The following is an 18,198-nucleotide window of genomic DNA, read 5'->3' as shown; positions in this document are numbered from 1 at the left end:
ACGTGATTTGTAATCTCGGGGTCGTTGGTTCGAATCCGACAAGAGGCTCAGGAAGAAAGGGTAGGGAAATAAAAAGAAAGCGGATAGACGGAGTCCATCTGCTTTTTTACTCGAAAGAACAGGGTATGTGTTGTTGAACGTTTTCTTCGTTTGCTGTTATAGCTCAGGGGTAGAGCACTTCCTTGGTAAGGAAGAGGTCGTGAGTTCAAATCTCACTAACAGCTCTTCGTCAGCCTGCATAATACGCAGGCTTTTTTATTTAGTGACAAGGGGACGGTTCTTTTTTCACCTGATTTCACAAAAAGAGTTCGTTCTCTTTGCGAAAATTTATAACACAATGCTATGACAGAAAAAGAAAAGGCTACCCGGGGTTTATTATACGATGCCAATTACGACCCTGGTTTGTTGGAGGAGCGTCTTTTTTGTAAAGGAGTACTATACGAGTATAATCGTTTGCATCCTGCTTTACTGGAGGAGAGGGAGAAACTTATCAAAAAACTTTTGGGAAAGACCGGAAGGAATTTAATTATAGAACAGCCTTTTCTGTGCGATTACGGGTATAATATTGAGGTAGGGGAGAATTTCTATGCCAATACTCATTGTACCATTCTGGATGCGGCTAAAGTAACTTTTGGAGATAATGTATTCATCGCTCCGGATTGTGGTTTTTATACGGCGGGGCATCCATTGGATGTAGAGCAGAGAAATCAAGGTTTGGAATACGCTTTTCCCATAACGGTTGGAAATAATGTATGGATAGGAGGGCAGGTTGTCGTTTTGCCGGGAGTAAGCATAGGAGATGATTCTGTTATCGGTGCCGGTAGTGTTGTATGCAAAAACATTCCTGACGGGGTTATTGCAGCCGGTAATCCTTGTAAAGTTATCCGGGAAATTACCGATAAAGACCGGCAAAAATACCGCAAAGCGTGACAGGGGGACGGTTCTTTTGTCACCTGATTTCACACAAAAGGTCCGTCCCCTTGTATTGTTTATTCTTCTACCGGTTCGAAATCTTCTTTTCCTACTCCGCAAAGGGGGCAAACCCAATCATCCGGAAGATCCTCAAATGCTGTTCCCGGTTCTATTCCGCTGTCCGGATCCCCTTTTGCCGGATCGTAAATGTATTCACATACGGTGCAGATGTACTTTTTCATAGTCACAATTTTTTAGTTTTTAAAATGATCTGTCTTTCCAAGACAAAAATAGTATTTTAAAAGATATTTTTGCCTTTTTCTGAATTTATACGTGCTTTTTAAAAGAATGTTTATATATAAAATACCCCCAAAAGCAGCTTTTACTTTTGAGGGTATTTTATTTTTCCGATGAATTGATAACTTGTCTGAAATTGAATATTCAACTTTTCTTTGATTGTTGTTACAACGGTATCTCTATTTTCGTCCGTTAAGATCGATCCGGAAGGCAAGCACAGGCCTTGATTAAAAATGGCTTCGGCCGGATTTTCTTAAGTTTAGGTTATGTAGGACATTGTCCGTTTAGGCTTCAAGTCCTCTTCGTTTAGGAGTGTCCATCGTGAATGGATAGACGAGAATAATAAATCAAATGAAACCAACTTCATTTTATTGTTTTATTTAGGCCTTATCTTATGAATTATTATAGAGTGAATATAGGAAAGATATTTGATTACTTCAGTATACAGCGCTTTATTTCCTCTATAATATACGTTACATCCTCATCCGTCACACAAGGACCACTTGGCAAACATAAACCACATCTGAAAAAGGCTTCACTTACCCCATTGACATAACACGGGTTACCAGCATATACCGGTTGCAGGTGCATCGGTTTCCAAAGCGGACGACTCTCTATTCCTGCCTTATCCAACGCCAGTCGCATCGCTTCTACATTCCGGTTCGGCTCACTGGAGGTATGTAGCGTCCTGGAAGCATGCGTAACTCCTGCCGCTCCACCCACTGCTCCCTGAATGGCTGTCTCGTAGGCATGTTCTTCACCGGTGACAGGCAGGGAGGGATCGAGTAGAATGGTATTCAGCCAATAGTTACTGTCATAACGGGGAGAGGGATTTTCGTGAAGCGTGATCCCGTCAACGCCTGAAAGCAATTGTTGGTAGAGGGCACAAATATGTTGGTGATGGGAGATATGGTCACGAACCACGGTCATCTGACCGCGCCCTATTCCGGCACAGATATTTGACATCCGATAGTTATACCCGATTTGCTCGTGCTGGTAATAGGGATATGCCTCACGTGCCTGCGTGGCATAGAACATGATCTCTTTTTTAGTTTCTGCATCGGGACAGATCAGGGCACCGCCTCCGGAGGTGGTGATCATTTTGTTACCATTGAACGAAAGTACTCCGAACCGCCCAAACGTTCCACACACCTGACCATCGAAACGGGAACCGAAGCCCTCGGCTGCATCCTCAATCACCGGAATATCGTATTTATCGGCAACAGCCATAATTTCATCAATCCTGGCCGGCATACCATACAGATAGACCGGTACGATGGCCTTCGGCTTTTTACCGGTTTTGACAATACGGTTACGAATCGCCTCTTCCAGTAGTTTCGGGTCCATGTTCCAGCTGTCACGCTCCGAATCTACAAAAACCGGAATCCCCCCCAGATAAGTTATCGGATGCGAAGAAGCACAAAAGGTAAAGCTCTGGCAAATCACTTCGTCTCCCGGACCCACTCCGCAAGCCAGAAGTGCCAGATGCACCGCTGCCGTACCGGCAGACAAGGCCACCACCTGTTTATCTTCCCCCACAAAATCCTCTAAGCACTCCTCAAAAGCATTTACATTAGGTCCCAACGGTACCACCCAGTTCGTATCAAATGCTTCCTTGATAAAATCCTGTTCCTTGCCAGACATGTGTGCCAGGCAAAGGTATATGCGTTTCTGTGACATATTTATTGGAATTTAAGATCGATTCTTAATTAAAATATACTCCATTCATTCTTACTGGATTCTCTACTTGCGATTAATATATTATCACAAAAAATTCCGTAATGAAATGAAAATATACTTCCCTTAATGGAATTTTATTGGTTTTGCAGGAACTCCAACAGCTGTACATCTTTCAGGTAAAGATTTTGCAACAACTGCTCCTGCACCAACAATTGTCTCTGAGCCTATTTCTAACTGATTAATAATTTTTGCTCCTGTTCCGACATAAACAGAGTTACCAATATTAACCTCACCGGAAATATTAACAGATGGCATAAAGGATGAATACTTGCCAATAACAGTATCATGTCCAACGGTACAACCTAAATTCAAAATAGTAAAATCACCTATTTTTATATTGGTTGTTATTATATTCCCTGCACATATTATACATCCACAGCCTATTTTTATATCATTTTTCCCCATTATTACAGTTGGATGTATAAGCGAAGGATATTCTATATAATTATTTACAATCTTTTCTATAATATCTTTTCTTGTTTTAGGAGAACCTACAGCGACTGCCAGAGATAAATTACTATGCCAGGCATTCAACTCTTTCATACCACCCAACACAGCATAATCATTCACTAGTTGACCTTTATCGATACCATCGTCAAAAAAACCAATGAAGTGAAATAAATGGGTCTGGGAATTGATATCATTAATTAACTCAAGTATTTCTCTTCCCAATCCTCCGGCTCCATATATTGCTATGTTTTTGTTTTCCATAATCTTTAATTATTAATACAAAATATCCTTTATATGATTCTAAAATTTTATATGGTAAGAACATAAACTGTATATCCTTTCCCACAATATTCCTAAACAATGTTTATATCAAAAAGTAAGGTTATTCAATATATAAATGATTATCTCTCTTGGCATGACCACTAGCTCCATACAAATATATAATGTTATCAATTATTTCCTGTGAAAGCTTCCATGGTAACCGAAGTCTCCGAAGAAATACCTTCGCGTACAAATACTTTTTTCGCTGTAATGAAAATGATCTTTAAATCTAACAGAAATGAACAGTGATCTACATACCACACATCCAGTTCAAATTTTTTTGTCCAACTAATGGCATTGCGTCCATTGCACTGTGCCCAACCCGTAATTCCGGGACGAACTTCATGCCTGCGAGCCTGTTCCTTGCTGTATAGTGACAGATATTGTACCAACAGTGGACGAGGACCAATCAAAGCCATATCGCCTTTCAATACATTAATTAGTTGAGGAAGTTCGTCAATGGAGGTAGAGCGAATGAAACGCCCTACTTTTGTTAAACGTTCGGCATCCGGCAACAAATTCCCATTTACATCCCGTTCATCCGTCATCGTTTTGAATTTGATCACTTTGAAAATCCGCCCATCCTTCCCCGGACGTTCCTGTAGAAAAAAAGCTCCAGCCCCCTTATTGGTGAAGTGTAGCCAAATAGTAATGATTAACAATATTGGCCAACTAAAAGCCAACACAACAAAGGCTATAAAAAAATCAATCAGTCTTTTGAAAAAGTATTTATACATAGAACTATATCCTTGCTACATGTGAAATAATACTTTGATAAGTATTGACAACCAAATAATTATTCAATAGAAATTGGAAGCCCCGTTTCCCCATCTCTTTTATAGAATTCGGATGGTTAACATATCGATTGATACATGTCGTAAAATCATTCGTAGAATTACTTTCGCACCAATATCCATACCCATTTTTTTCTGCAATGGAACCTATATCCGTATGTACATCCGTAGCAGCTATGACAGGCATTCCGTATTCCAGATAAGAAAGCAATCTGGAAGGATAATTCGGAATTGTAAAACGATGATCTAAAAAAATCAAACCAACATCACAGGATTGGACCAATAGATCATAATTTTCTTTGGATAAACGAGCAAACAAGGATACATTTTTAGGCCTATTGGTTTTGTACCAATGTTCAATTTTATGATATTCCGTTCCATTGCCAACTATAACAAAATGACAATCATTTCTTAGTTTGTTTTTATCCAAACACTCTATAAAAAAATCAATTCCCTGCGGTCTTCCCAAATTTCCTCCATAAATGAATATTGGCTTGCTGTTTGGAAGATTATATTTTTGACGGATACCTTCTCTATCAAAATCAATTACCCGATCAGTCAATTCAATACTATTGGGAGCTACCTCTATATGCTCGGATGATAAATATTTATTATGTTCCAATACATATGCTACATTAGCAGGAGACATACAACCGATGTAATCCGAATTCCTATAAAGATTGATTTCCTTATTCCTAAAATATCGATATAGAATACTACTCTTAGAAAACATACCCAAATCCACAGCATTTTGGGGAAAGATATCTTTTAACAAAAGATAGGAGGTGGCATTTGGATTTTTTCTTTTTAAGAATCTTACCACGTTGGTGAAAGTAATCGGGGGGGTAGAATAGAGAATTAAATCGAATGAAACATGATTCAAATATTTTTTTATGGCTTTTTTATATTGAAATTCTAATAGGATGGTACCTATTCCCTTTTCTACGACATTCGTCTTTTGTAGATTAAGGCTTCGGACGCCTAATACATGAACCTTATCAATTTTTGATAAAGATGTCGGTAAGGTGAATTGCCTTTCATACGGAGTCACAATATAAACGTTATGTCCTTCATCACGAAATTTACGCATCAAATCCGTATAAATACCCCTCGATGCTATTTCTCTTATTCTACCAATTGTTAAGAATATTACATTCATATTTCCATTTTAACATTACATTATGTAATGTCCTTATTTATTACTAACTTCAAATTAATATTTCTTCCACACCATCTTGTTCACCACTCCCGTATAACTCTGAATCAACTTTACCACCTTCGTCGACACATTCTCATCCGTATAGTTCGGTACGGGCAATCCATGCTCTCCCCTGTTATTCATCTCTACAGCCGTCTCCACAGCCTGAAGTAACGACCCCTCATCTATACCGGCAAGAATAAAGCAACCTTTGTCCAAAGCCTCCGGCCGCTCCGTACTCGTACGGATGCAAACTGCAGGAAACGGATGTCCCACACTCAGAAAGAACGAACTCTCCTCCGGCAACGTACCAGAATCCGATACCACCGCATACGCATTCATCTGCAGACAATTGTAATCATGGAAACCCAGCGGCTCATGTTGAATCACCCGACCGTCCAACCGAAAGCCGCTCAACTCCAGCCGCTTTCGGCTGCGAGGGTGACAACTGTAAAGTATGGGCATGTCATATTTCTCCGCCAGGACATTGATTGCATTGAAAAGAGATGTGAAGTTCTTCTCCGTATCAATGTTCTCCTCACGATGGGCTGACAAAAGAATGTATCTGCCCCTTTCCAACGCCAATCGCTTGTGAATATCGGAAGCTTCGATCTCCGCCAGATTTTCATGCAGTACCTCTGCCATCGGCGAACCCAAAACATACGTCCGCTCCTTGGGCAGACCGCATTCTGCCAGATATCTTCTGGCATGCTCCGAATAGCAAATATTCACATCCGAGATGATGTCAACGATCCTGCGGTTCGTCTCTTCCGGCAGACATTCGTCCTTGCAGCGATTCCCGGCCTCCATGTGAAAGATCGGGATATGCAGTCGTTTTGCACCGATTACGCTGAGACACGAATTGGTATCTCCAAGTACCAGTACCGCATCCGGTCGGATCTCTGCCATCAGCTTGTACGACGACGCAATGATGTTTCCCATAGTACTCCCCAGATCATCCCCCACGGCATTCAGATACACCTCCGGATCCCGGAGCTTCAGGTCCCTGAAAAACACCCCGTTCAGGTTATAGTCATAGTTCTGACCTGTATGCGCCAGGATCGTATCAAAATATCTACGGCATTTGTTGATCACTGCGGCCAAGCGGATGATTTCCGGACGAGTACCTACAATGATCAAAAGCTTCAGTTGACCATTCCCGGCAAACTTTATGTCGGAATAATCAGTTCTTGATTCCATCATGCAAATCTTATTTTTCCGTTTTGTGTTCTACTTCTTCAAAATACGTATCGGGATGCTGCGGATCAAAGCATTCATTACACCACATGAACGTTACCAGATTCTCTGTCTCCGAAAGATTGATGATATTGTGCGTATAACCAGGAATCATCTCCACCACTTCCATTCGTTCTCCGCTCACTTCAAGGGAAACCACCTCCTCCGTTCCCATTTTCCGCAACTGGATCAGACCATGACCGCTCACCACCACGAACTTTTCGTTCTTCGTATGGTGCCAGTGCTGCCCCTTCGTGATTCCAGGCTTCGAAACATTCACAGAAAACTGTCCCCGGTCTGGAGTACGGATAATCTCCGTAAAGCTTCCCCGGGCATCTATGTTCATCCTAAGCGGATAACTGAACTTTTCCCTGGGGAGATAAGACAGATAGGTAGCATATAGTTTTTTAGCAAAGGCATCGCCCAAATCGGGTACCGACAGATTGGACGGCATCTCCCGGAATGTATACAGCAATTCTACAATCCCCCCTAACGTAATGGTATGTACCACGGGAACCTCGCAGAACTCCCCCGACCGGTGTTCGCATCCACACAATGCTCCGATCAGTTCGTCCACCACATCGTCTACATACACCAAATTCATCACCACGGACGGATCATTTACCCGAATCGGAAGATCGTTAGCGATATTATTACAGAATGTGGCCACGGCACTGTTGTAGTTGGGACGGCACCATTTCCCGAAGACATTCGGGAAACGATAGACCAGTACTTTTGCTTCTGTTTCTTTAGCATAGTCAAACAGTAATTGTTCGCCTGCCCGCTTGGATTCTCCATAGGGATTATCCAGTGCTGCTTGGGTGGAGGACGAAATCATGACGGGACAAGCATTGTCGTGTCTTTTCAGAGTATCAAGTAGAATCGAGGCAAAACCAAAGTTTCCTTTCATGAATTCGGCAGGATTCTGAGGACGATTGACACCTGCCAGATTGAACACAAAGTCGGCCTGTTTACAGTAGACTTCCAGTTCGGCAGGATCACTGTCGACGTCGTATTCAAAGACGGTCAGGCCCTCTCCCGACAGTTCATAATTTCTGGCTTTGCCTGATTGGATGTTGTGGAGTTGGGACACCAAGTTGCGACCGATAAAGCCCCTGGCTCCGGTTACTAGAATTTTCATAGAATTTCAAATGGAAATGAAAAATCGCTAGGGAATGTAAAATTCTGTATGCGATAAAGAGAAAACGATTGGGAATTGGATTATTCACTTTTAATTTCGGAAGTTTTTTTCCTGGCTTCCAAACCCAGATCTTCCCGAATGAAGCGAAGCTTGAGCAATAATTGCTTCATGCCCTCTACGTCAAGACGACTAGTGTTATGGGAATGATAGTCCTCTATCCTGGCCACATCCTCATTGCCTTCTGTGAAGAACTTGTCGTAGTTCAAGTCACGCGTATCACAAGGAATACGATAGTAGTCGCCCATGTCGATGGCCTTTGCCATCTCTTCGCGGGTTACTAGGGTCTCATACAGTTTTTCCCCGTGGCGCGTACCAATGGTCTTCACCTCCGTATCCGAATGATACAGTTCCTTCAATGCCTGTGCCAGTACATCCAGGGTTGCCGCCGGAGCCTTTTGGACAAAGAGGTCTCCGTTGTGACCGTGCTCGAAGGCATACATTACCAAATCCACAGCATCATCCAGGGTCATCATAAAACGGGTCATATTGGGATCGGTGACGGTAATAGGTTTGCCGGTCTTGATCTGGTCTACCCAAAGGGGAATGACGGAACCACGGCTGGCCATAACGTTCCCGTAGCGGGTGCAGCAGATGGTGGTTGGCGCTCCCTCTCCCAAGGCGCGTCCCTTGGCGATAGCCACCTTTTCCATCATGGCCTTGGAAATACCCATGGCATTGATGGGGTAGGCTGCCTTATCAGTGGAAAGAACCACGACGTTTCTTACTCCGTGAGCTATGGCGGATTCCAGTACGTTGTCCGTACCGATGACGTTGGTCTGTACGGCCTGCAACGGAAAGAATTCACAGGATGGCACCTGTTTCAGTGCCGCTGCAGAAAATACATAATCCACTCCTTTCATGGCAACATCCACCGACGATTTATCTCGTACATTGCCGATATAAAATTTCACCTTCGGATTTTGTAGGCGGTGCCGCATATCATCCTGCTTCTTCTCGTCCCGGCTAAAGATCCGGATTTCCCGGATGTCAGAATCAAGAAACCGCCGTAACACAGCATTACCGAATGAACCCGTGCCGCCGGTAATCAAAAGCGTTTTATTATCAAAAATTGACATTATAAAGAATTTTTATAAATAACCTATATCTAAACTACCTTAAAATAAAATGTACAAGGCCATAAATCTAGTTTCATAAAGCAGATGACCATATTTTCTCCAGCACACCTTATAAACATTGATATAGCCCCTTCAGACTAAATACAAGCAAAATCTTCGAACCACTTCCATAATATCCTAATTTACATAACCCCAGGATCGGGTCATTGTACCCAGACTTTATAGTATTGAAGAAAGATTGTTTTTAAATTATATTCTTCTAAAATCTTCCGGTTTCCGTTTTTGCCAAGTCGGACGGCTAGATCTTGATCGTCAATCAATCGTTTTAACGCCTTACGAATACTATCCGTATCTCTAAGTTTCACCTTTAGCCCGCTTGCTATTTCCGTATCAAAATTCAACATCTCCGGAATAGCTCCAACACATGTAGCAACAACTGAACACGACATAGCCATCGCTTCCATCACTGCGTTAGGGAAGCCTTCAGTATAACTAGGAAGACAAAAAATTAAACTGTTTCTGAGTTCGTCAATTACTTTTTTATGTTCGACCTTTCCTAAAAAAACAAGCCATTGTCCCTGATCTCTTACAGATGCAATCCGAGTCAGTTGTTTTTTCGTATCTTCCAGATAAGGCCCGCATACCACCAGTTGCTTCACTTCTTCTAGTTCTGAACAAGCATAAACTAACTCAAATATTCCTTTAGCAGGCACAACATGTCCAACAAATACTACTTTACCTTCTATCCGCTTATTCCGGGATTCGCTCATTAATTCAGCTAAATCAAAAATTTCCTGAGATACCGGATTTGGAATATAAAAAACTTTATCCGATCGATTCTGAGCTTTCATTATTTCATAAGAAGCATTGTCAATTACAATCACTCTATCAGCAAACCTGCACACCCGCTTTATCCATTTCCACTCCCAATTATTCAATTGGGATAACTCAGGTATTCTTCCAAAATGAAAATGTACGACAAGTTTAGTATGAAACAACCGACAAATACCGGCAACTATGTAATCCTTAAATAAAGCTATCGAGGCGCTCGATGTATAATGTACAACGTCCGGACGAAATACCAGAATATGATAAAAAGTATTCAGAATAATAAGCAGTGAATCTATAGCTCCCCAGAATAACCTACTGAATTTACCTCTGCTTATACTTCCTTTGATAGCCATAGCAGTATTCTGAAATTTCAGAATAATCGGTTGTGGATTCTCCGCTATATAGTTAAGAAGATTCCGAGTCCAGGTTGCAATACCTCCTACTTTTTTTAAAGACAACGGGGATACCAATAAAACTTTTAATTTTTTTGTATTTTGCATAATACTTCTTTAAAATTACGCTCCAGTTCTTCCCGTGTCATTTGCTCTTTCTCCTGATACAATGCCATTTCATGTTCTAGAATCTGTTCCATATTCCATTTGAATTTAATAAACCTGGCAGGTACGCCTCCCACTATAGAATAAGGAAGGACGTTTTTAGTAACAACTGCTCCTGCAGCCACAATAGCCCCTCTGCCAATATGTACCCCCGACAACAAGGTTACATTACATCCTATCCATACATCTGATTCCACTATCACATCTTTATCATATCCCCCGGGTTTATCTGATTCCGTGATTGAAGAACAAAAACGCCCTACTACCATTGCATGGTCGCCTGTATGGACTGTCAATCGCTCGGCAATACAACAATTCTTATTCACAATAAATTTTGCATTCACAGCAGATATAAAAGAATGAGCAGCAAGACAGGTATTTTCATGAAGATAAATATTCTTCATGTTTCCCAAAAACAACGGAGGAGTAAGGATAACATCTTCAGCACAATAACCGAACTTGCTTTTCCTAATTCCGAAATAAGATTTATAAAACACATATAGCCCTCGTAGAAATGTGTTATTCTTGATTTTCCGTTTCCAATTCATAGCCCTATGACTTTCATCCATTGATTTAAAATTCTCTCTTTTCCAAACAATAGTGCAGCCTTTTTAAACGAGTTTTCCCCAGCAATCAAAAACTGTTTATCGGACCATTGGCTTAATAAAACATGCAAAGCATCCTTTATAGAAACAATATCATTCCCGTTGCACAAAATACCGTTACCTTCATCCACTAAAATAGCGTAATCAGATACCCGGCTCATAATAATCGGTTTACACAAAGTCATCGCCTCACATATCGTATTCGGTAATCCTTCCAGCTTACTAAATAAACCTACTACATCAGCTTCCTTCATCTTTTCTGCCACCAGTGAGGTCTGTCCATTCAAATGGATTACTTCCTGCAGACCATACTGTTCCACCAACTTGACTGCTTCCTCATAGGCTCTGGTTCCACCCTGTGAAACTTGTTTCTTTCCATACCAATCTAGGATAAGCCTGCTCTTTTCATCATTTCCTAAAAGATTTACAGCTTCAACGACATTACCTGGATTCTTCAGGTATTGATAACTGGCAACAACAACTATATGAGTTTTACCATCCTTGCGAAGCACATATTCAGAAGTAAAAGAAGGCAGAGTAACAATATTATAAATCACTTTTAATTTATCTTCATACTGAGGATAATACTTCAACCACATTCGCCGGGCATTTTCCGAGTTGCACACGATAGAATCTGAATAACGTTTCATCCATCCTGTCAGTTTCCCTCGCCAAGTAGTAAAGACATCCTCCTTCGCACTTCGTTCACTGGTAATCACCTTCCACTTATGCCTCCCTATAGCAGCCAGACAATTCAATAGGTCAGGTGTCTCCAAAAAAGAAACAACCGCATCGTAATTCCCCTTGCGAATAAACGAGCGGATTCTCCAGATTCGCAAAACAGGATTAGATGTAATGATCCAATGAACATTGATATCAACCTCATCCAGTAATCCCTTAAAAAAAATATCCCGATGATAACACAAAAACTCCACCTGTATTCCCCTCCGTTTCATTAACGGAGCTATTGTCACCATTTGACGCTGAGCCCCGCCTGAACCGAGAGAGTCTATAAAGAAAAGTAACTTCATTTAAAACTTAATCATTAAATACAAAAAACACAATACCAAATACAATATCCATCCTTGCTTAATATTTTTCCTTATATAGAGGGAATATTTTTCTTTTGCAAGACAAAGAAATGTGAAATCAAAAACACATCGGGAAGTTTTATAAGTCCATGGACTTAACTTTAAAAATCGAAAAGAAAGATTCAGATATTTTCCTAATACCATTTCACCGCTTCACACAAACCCTCCTGCATGGAATAACAAAGAGCATATTGTAATAAATTCACTGCTTTATCGATACAAGCCAGTGAGTGAGGTATATCTCCCGCCTGGTTCTGACCATGCAAAACCTTTATTCCAACAATCTCCGGATCGAAATCACTCAGAAATCCTTTTAGATATTTATTCTTAACATACTTATCGAGTATAACTCCACTAAAATCAATTCCCTGTGGAATTACTGCTATCTTATCTCTAAATTCTTCATAATAACCGGCCTTTCCGTTTTCAATAGGAATTACAATATAGTCTGTTTGCTTACACCAAAACTTCTCAATGGGTTTCAAAAATAATTTCCATCTAAAAGTATCCAGATTTCCCATAAAAGGATCACCACAATCAGAAACCCATACTTTACATAACCCGTGATTAATAAATCTTTTATAATAAGAAGCTCCCCAATGAATACTAAAAGGATGCGCTATTGTAGTCAGATAGTCTATATTCTTTTCTTTTTTTAATGCTTTAATAATTAAAAAAATACTCTATTCGTGGATAATCGATTACATTATACAATAATCTAGTTAAAACTTTATCTAAAAAACTTCTATATGCAATTCTATCGCTGTCGATATTACAAAAATAAGATTCACCTAAATCTCTGACTTTTATTTTATTATATTTCTCAAATCCACTATAATCATACCTTCCTAAAATAGCATTAATCGTTACATTATGTCTTAATTTTGCCAAACCTCTGGCTAATTCTGTCGACCTAAAAGAACGTGGTGAAATTTGAGGATATATTACACCAGTTATAATAATAATAATATTCAATGATTTCATACCAACAACAAATATCTGATTATTAAAATCAAGGGACTTGAAAAATAAAAAGAAAAATCTAATACTGATATATAGAGTTCTAAAAGACTATATATTCCCATGAAGAAAACTAAAGGGATAGCATATATCCAATATCGATATTTTGTACCATTTAAATTACCAAGCCATAAATATGCAATAATCGGATAAGCTAATATTATAAAACGGTTCCCTAATGAGGGAACAGGCATAACAAAGTTTACAAATGTCATCCATACTAACAAAAAATGATACAGGCTTTTATTCTTTATATTTTTTATTGCAGTATTATTTTTAATTAAAAGACAAACTAATAAGTTTATATACACTTTAACTGCAATATTAAATATTTTACCAACCATCCAAAACCCTGTTCCTTCCTGCTGTCTTGATAATATTGCTTCATAACTAGTATAAGAACCTACTAATCGAGCTAAGAATGGAGGCAAATAATCTATTGTATTCTGAATTAATTCAATTGCAAAACTTGAGAATATAAAACTTATAAAAAAAAGAACAATCCACGCCTTCTCATATTTCCTTACTAAATATGCCAATACAATCACTGCAATATATACCCAAAATGAACCATGAAAAAAAGGCGTACAAAATACTAAAAGAAAATATTTTTTATTATTATTAAAAAAAATCTGAAAGATACAATACACTCCTATCCATGCTGCTGTCCAAAATCGCATTCCATTTATATTAAATATCTGATTATAAGTGAATAAGAATGCTAACAGTATGCATATCAACGAATTATTGAAATTTTCTTCAGCTGTAAAGAATCTAAATGTTTTGAGTTGGAAAAAAGCAAATACAACAGCAAATAGCATAAACATCACATGATAATTATCCGTGAATCTTGAAACATAAAATGCTACCGTATTATAATAATAATCCTTATTCTCATCATCAAATGCAAGAAATTTTTGAAATTCATTATAGAAATATTCATTACTCATACTTGCAAAGACGGGCATTTCCTCAACATAATATTGTCCATCGATATATGCTTCTGCACCTCTTTTGTCTGGACTAAAAGCCATACCGAAACAAAGGGCAAACATGAAAAAGATAACAAAAGAAGATTTGGTTTTTATACGCTTTAAAGCATATAAAAATCCGCAAAACGGGGAAATCAAAAACAACAATACCTTAATTTGTACATCAATTTTAGTTTCAGGTAACCAAACTAAATATCGCATTTTAGCAGAAATATTCATTTTACGTTTTATCTATCGGTAACTTTATCCAATCTCCTAAAATTTTATTATACTTTACCGGAATAAATGAGCAAAAGCCTCCTCCATCGAAAAAAGTTAATTCTCCACAATATAATTTGCCTGAAACTTCATAAAAGTCTACTCTTAAATGATAAGTATTTTCTGCCAATTTCTTGCTGAAATTTAACATTTTAGATAAGTTTTTTGGTAGTTGAGGAATCTGAGGATTATTATAATATCCTTTCTGATTTAATTCCATTAAAGTTCCGTCCACATCAAAAAAATCTTCTTTCAAACCACCAATACCATTCCTATTAGAAGTAATGTAAAAAAATTTAGGCTCACTATTAAACGTAAAAAATTTATAATCTGTTAAATATTCTTCTTTGCAATCTTTCAATAATGGTTCTGCAATAATTCTTTGTTTTAAACCTTTATATGGCCATTCTCTACTCCAAATATAATAATCTTGTCCCCATGTTACTAATAATCGTTTTCTTGCTTCTTCGATATTGAATGTTCTTTTGTCTTTACAAAGACAATAAGTACCGCTATCAAATGTACCTTTTAAAATAAACTGATTGGGAAGAGACTCAAAATCTATTTCATCAAAACTATTCCAAACCCCCAAAGTAGGTATGACATATTCTTCACCAATTTTATTTGCAATAAATTTTTTTACTTCAACTTTATCCACCATATCATGATAAATTGGCTTTCTATCATTTAATTTAATCCATTGTAATTTTTCTTGAAAAGTTTGTGGCCTATTTAAATTAGGAAGTTTGTGAAGATTAAGTAGATATTTAATTCGGATATAAAATCTATCATTAAAATGAGTAGCCATAAACTCCCATGTCCGACGGTAAACTACTAGCAATGCTTTTTTTATGTATTTCTCCATTCTAACTGTTTATTTTATTGTAATATATATTAGTAAATTTACGTGCTACATTTTCAATATTGTAGTCATCAATGTTTTCAACTAATGTTTGGTGTGTATAATCTCTTTTTAAAAATTCGTCAAAAGCTGTTCTTTCATCTGAAAGAAAGTCTGATGTAAGAGTTAAAATAGGACGTTTTGTCATCGCGTAATCTATCAACTTACTTGGCTGTTGTATTTCTGATTTATTTTTGATATTAATTAAAAAATCAACTTTTGAAAGTTCATATAAAAGTTGATTCCTTTCCACGTACGGTCTTATTTCCATTTTATTACCTAATTGCTCACTAAAATTTTCAAAAATAGTTCCCCCTACTGAATATACTATAAAATGAAATGGAAAATCCAATATGGTTAAATATTTCAGAAACGCAGAAGGATCTCGTAAATTTTTGTATACAGCACCGGAATAAACAAATGTTGGAATAATATTAACTTTATACTCTGCTAATTTTATATTTCTAAAATCAAACCCTTGAGGTATTACTTTTATCTTATTTCTAAACTTCTCCAAATATCCATTTTTAGCTGCTTTTATGGGAACTGTGATATAGTCTGTTTTTTTACACCAATATTTTTCAATATACTTAAAATAAAACGGCATTTTATGAAACGGATTTCCTGTAAAAGGGTCCCCACAATCCGACACCCAACATTTGGCATCTAAGTTTTTACATAAAGCAACCCCAAAATGATCGATATAAGGAACTGCTATTGATATCAGTAAATCTATATTTTTCTCTTGACGTAATACGCGCTTAATCATGGGTACTAATTCTATATCTGGGAAAAGACATACTTTCCAAAATAGTTTTTTCAGTCCTCTATTGAGTATTGTATGTTTAGAATTATTATCACTATCACTCATTCCCCAACGAGAAACACCTAAATTTTTAAATGTAAGATTTCTTTCTTTTTGTAATTCTGAATAATCATATTTACCCAATAAGGCATACACTGTCACATTATGTCCCATATCAGCTAACCCTATTGCCAATTGGGTAGATCTATGAGAACGCGGATCTAACGCTGGATAAACTCCTTGCGTAATAATAACTATTTTTAAAGGTTTATTATTCATAATTGCAAACCTAAAAGGATATCTATTATTCTTTCGCTTGTTTTTCCATCCCATAATTCAGGGATATTGCCTTTTTTCCAATTACCGGAAAACAATTTATTTAAAATCGGCTTGATGACTTTGGGGGTATTACCCACCAATTCGTTGGTACCAATTACACAGGTCTCAGGGCGTTCAGTGTTATCCCTTAATGTAATACAAGGTATTCCCATAACAGTAGTCTCTTCTGTTATTCCGCCCGAATCAGTGATAACAGCTTTACAATGTTTAACCATATAATTGAATTCTAGGTATCCCATAGGAGCAACGATATGTAAATTATTAGCTTGAATTCCAAGCTCAGAAAAGATTTTTGCAGTTCGAGGATGTATTGGAAAGATTATTGGCAAGCCGCGTACATTATTTACAATTTCAGACATCAGAGCTTTTAATTTTTCCGATTCATCCACATTAGCAGGGCGATGTAAGGTGAGCATTAAATATTTTTTTTCTTCCAATCCCAACGAATCAAAAATTTCTGGTTTCTTTAATCTTTTCATGTTGGCTAGTAAGGTATCGATCATTACATTTCCAACAAAAAATATCCTATCGGATTTTACACCTATATTTTTTAAATTTATATTTGCTATTTCAGAAGTCGTGAAATAATAATCAGCTAGTACGTCTGTTACCATACGATTTATTTCTTCCGGCATAGTTAAGTCCCAACTTCTTATACCAGCCTCTATATGTGCCACTTTTATATTAAGTTTTTTGGCTACAATAGAGCAAGCCATTGTAGAGGTTACATCTCCAACAACAATAACTAAATCTGTGGGATTTCGTAGTAATTCCTTTTCGAAAGCGATCATGATTCCAGCCGTTTGTTCGGCTTGTGATCCACTCCCGACGCCAAGATTCACATCTGGTCTAGGAATATTAAGTTCTTCAAAAAATGTATCACTCATATTCTTATCATAGTGTTGACCAGTATGGACTAAACGATAAGAGATATTTCTTTTTTTATCCTGTGCTTTTTGAATAGCATGAATAATCGGAGCAATCTTCATGAAATTAGGTCTTGCTCCTGCAACAATTGTTATTATCATTTGCTTATAATTTTTTGAGATATTATTTTGGCTTTATTTATAAATCGTATTTCTACATATTTATATAAGAAATGAGACATTATAAATGTTAAAGCAAAGGTTCCAATTAAGAGTATCAAAAAAGAATCTATACTAAATTGGTATAACAAAACTTTTATTACTAAATTATGTATCAAATAAATGGAAAAAGAGATATCTCCCAAATACACGATAAATTTATGAACCTTCTCGTTTGTCCCCTGCTTCAATTTTTCATTAGCTAACAACCATACAACAAAAAATAAAGAAGATGAGAGAATAGCTATAAATAGATTATTATATTTTGAAAATAAAACATATAGAAAGAAAACTTGAACACCCACAAATATCACCCTATATAAATTATTATGAATATTAATTTTTTTCAAACTATTATAAAACATAGCAAACAATATACCGATACAAAACTTAAAGATATGTACAGATACTATTAAACTATAAATATATTTGCCAAAACCACATTCAAATCCTCTCACTTTATTTAAAATAAAACCAAAGATAAATAGT

At 37.5% G+C, this 18,198-nt stretch carries 17 protein-coding genes, 1 tRNA gene and 1 pseudogene; 2 read left to right on the top strand and 17 right to left on the bottom strand.

Annotation, left to right across the window (positions count from 1 at the left end):
- The first annotated feature begins 152 nt into the window (after nucleotides 1-152).
- Nucleotides 153-224, top strand: a tRNA-Thr gene (locus Q0465_RS10425).
- Nucleotides 225-342: 118 nt separating this feature from the next.
- Complete coding sequence (locus tag Q0465_RS10420) at nucleotides 343-930, top strand: sugar O-acetyltransferase (RefSeq protein ID WP_298615906.1); 588 nt, start codon at nucleotides 343-345, stop codon at nucleotides 928-930.
- A gap of 59 nt (nucleotides 931-989) precedes the next feature.
- Here the strand turns inward: Q0465_RS10420 and rd are convergent, their stop codons facing one another.
- The 17 genes and pseudogenes from rd to wecB (Q0465_RS10335) all read right to left on the bottom strand — a co-directional run bounded on the left by rd (nucleotide 990) and on the right by wecB (Q0465_RS10335) (nucleotide 17,652).
- Complete coding sequence (gene rd / locus Q0465_RS10415; RefSeq protein WP_009138222.1) at nucleotides 990-1,154, bottom strand: rubredoxin; 165 nt, start codon at nucleotides 1,152-1,154, stop codon at nucleotides 990-992.
- A gap of 487 nt (nucleotides 1,155-1,641) precedes the next feature.
- Nucleotides 1,642-2,889: an aminotransferase class I/II-fold pyridoxal phosphate-dependent enzyme gene (locus tag Q0465_RS10410; protein ID WP_298615901.1), complete on the bottom strand. Its 1,248-nt coding sequence runs from the start codon at nucleotides 2,887-2,889 to the stop codon at nucleotides 1,642-1,644.
- A 123-nt stretch (nucleotides 2,890-3,012) separates the two neighbouring features.
- Nucleotides 3,013-3,660: an acetyltransferase gene (locus tag Q0465_RS10405; protein ID WP_298615899.1), complete on the bottom strand. Its 648-nt coding sequence runs from the start codon at nucleotides 3,658-3,660 to the stop codon at nucleotides 3,013-3,015.
- Between the two features lie 188 nt (nucleotides 3,661-3,848).
- The gene (locus tag Q0465_RS10400) at nucleotides 3,849-4,457 is read right to left on the bottom strand and encodes a sugar transferase (protein ID WP_298615896.1); all 609 of its coding nucleotides are present in this window, start codon (nucleotides 4,455-4,457) and stop codon (nucleotides 3,849-3,851) included.
- A 4-nt stretch (nucleotides 4,458-4,461) separates the two neighbouring features.
- A complete protein-coding gene (locus Q0465_RS10395) occupies nucleotides 4,462-5,673 on the bottom strand; it encodes a glycosyltransferase family 4 protein (protein ID WP_298615893.1) in 1,212 nt (403 codons plus the stop codon).
- Between the two features lie 54 nt (nucleotides 5,674-5,727).
- Entirely contained in the window at nucleotides 5,728-6,912 is a 1,185-nt protein-coding gene (gene wecB, locus Q0465_RS10390; protein ID WP_298615909.1) for a non-hydrolyzing UDP-N-acetylglucosamine 2-epimerase, read from the bottom strand.
- A gap of 10 nt (nucleotides 6,913-6,922) precedes the next feature.
- The gene (locus Q0465_RS10385; protein ID WP_298615892.1) at nucleotides 6,923-8,089 is read right to left on the bottom strand and encodes a capsular polysaccharide biosynthesis protein CapF; all 1,167 of its coding nucleotides are present in this window, start codon (nucleotides 8,087-8,089) and stop codon (nucleotides 6,923-6,925) included.
- 80 nt (nucleotides 8,090-8,169) lie between these two features.
- Nucleotides 8,170-9,225 carry a polysaccharide biosynthesis protein gene (locus Q0465_RS10380; RefSeq protein ID WP_298615890.1) on the bottom strand — a complete coding sequence of 352 codons (1,056 nt, stop codon included), beginning with the start codon at nucleotides 9,223-9,225 and terminating at the stop codon, nucleotides 8,170-8,172.
- A 203-nt stretch (nucleotides 9,226-9,428) separates the two neighbouring features.
- Nucleotides 9,429-10,556, bottom strand: coding sequence for a glycosyltransferase family 4 protein (locus Q0465_RS10375; RefSeq protein ID WP_298615887.1), 1,128 nt, complete (start codon nucleotides 10,554-10,556; stop codon nucleotides 9,429-9,431).
- Nucleotides 10,535-11,017, bottom strand: coding sequence for a DapH/DapD/GlmU-related protein (locus Q0465_RS10370; protein WP_298615884.1), 483 nt, complete (start codon nucleotides 11,015-11,017; stop codon nucleotides 10,535-10,537). Before Q0465_RS10370 ends, Q0465_RS10375 begins: the two co-directional genes overlap by 22 nt.
- A gap of 140 nt (nucleotides 11,018-11,157) precedes the next feature.
- Nucleotides 11,158-12,249 carry a glycosyltransferase gene (locus Q0465_RS10365; RefSeq protein ID WP_298615881.1) on the bottom strand — a complete coding sequence of 364 codons (1,092 nt, stop codon included), beginning with the start codon at nucleotides 12,247-12,249 and terminating at the stop codon, nucleotides 11,158-11,160.
- Between the two features lie 194 nt (nucleotides 12,250-12,443).
- A pseudogene (locus tag Q0465_RS10360) lies at nucleotides 12,444-12,653 on the bottom strand (hypothetical protein); the annotation flags it as partial.
- 319 nt (nucleotides 12,654-12,972) lie between these two features.
- On the bottom strand, nucleotides 12,973-13,293 hold the full coding sequence (locus tag Q0465_RS10355) for a hypothetical protein (RefSeq protein WP_298615879.1): 321 nt from the start codon (nucleotides 13,291-13,293) through the stop codon (nucleotides 12,973-12,975).
- Nucleotides 13,290-14,540, bottom strand: a complete 1,251-nt coding sequence (locus tag Q0465_RS10350; protein WP_298615877.1) for an EpsG family protein — start codon at nucleotides 14,538-14,540, stop codon at nucleotides 13,290-13,292. The genes Q0465_RS10355 and Q0465_RS10350 overlap by 4 nt, the downstream gene beginning before the upstream one ends.
- Before the next feature lies 1 nt (nucleotide 14,541).
- On the bottom strand, nucleotides 14,542-15,444 hold the full coding sequence (locus Q0465_RS10345) for an ATP-grasp fold amidoligase family protein (protein WP_298615875.1): 903 nt from the start codon (nucleotides 15,442-15,444) through the stop codon (nucleotides 14,542-14,544).
- 1 nt (nucleotide 15,445) lies between these two features.
- Nucleotides 15,446-16,564: a hypothetical protein gene (locus Q0465_RS10340; protein ID WP_298615873.1), complete on the bottom strand. Its 1,119-nt coding sequence runs from the start codon at nucleotides 16,562-16,564 to the stop codon at nucleotides 15,446-15,448.
- A complete protein-coding gene (gene wecB / locus Q0465_RS10335; protein ID WP_298615871.1) occupies nucleotides 16,561-17,652 on the bottom strand; it encodes a non-hydrolyzing UDP-N-acetylglucosamine 2-epimerase in 1,092 nt (363 codons plus the stop codon). The genes Q0465_RS10340 and wecB (Q0465_RS10335) overlap by 4 nt, the downstream gene beginning before the upstream one ends.
- Between the last annotated feature and the right edge of the window lie 546 nt (nucleotides 17,653-18,198).

This window comes from uncultured Odoribacter sp. (genome assembly GCF_937966165.1).
GTDB lineage: Bacteria > Bacteroidota > Bacteroidia > Bacteroidales > Marinifilaceae > Culturomica.
This window is presented reverse-complemented; position numbering and strand designations above follow the sequence as displayed.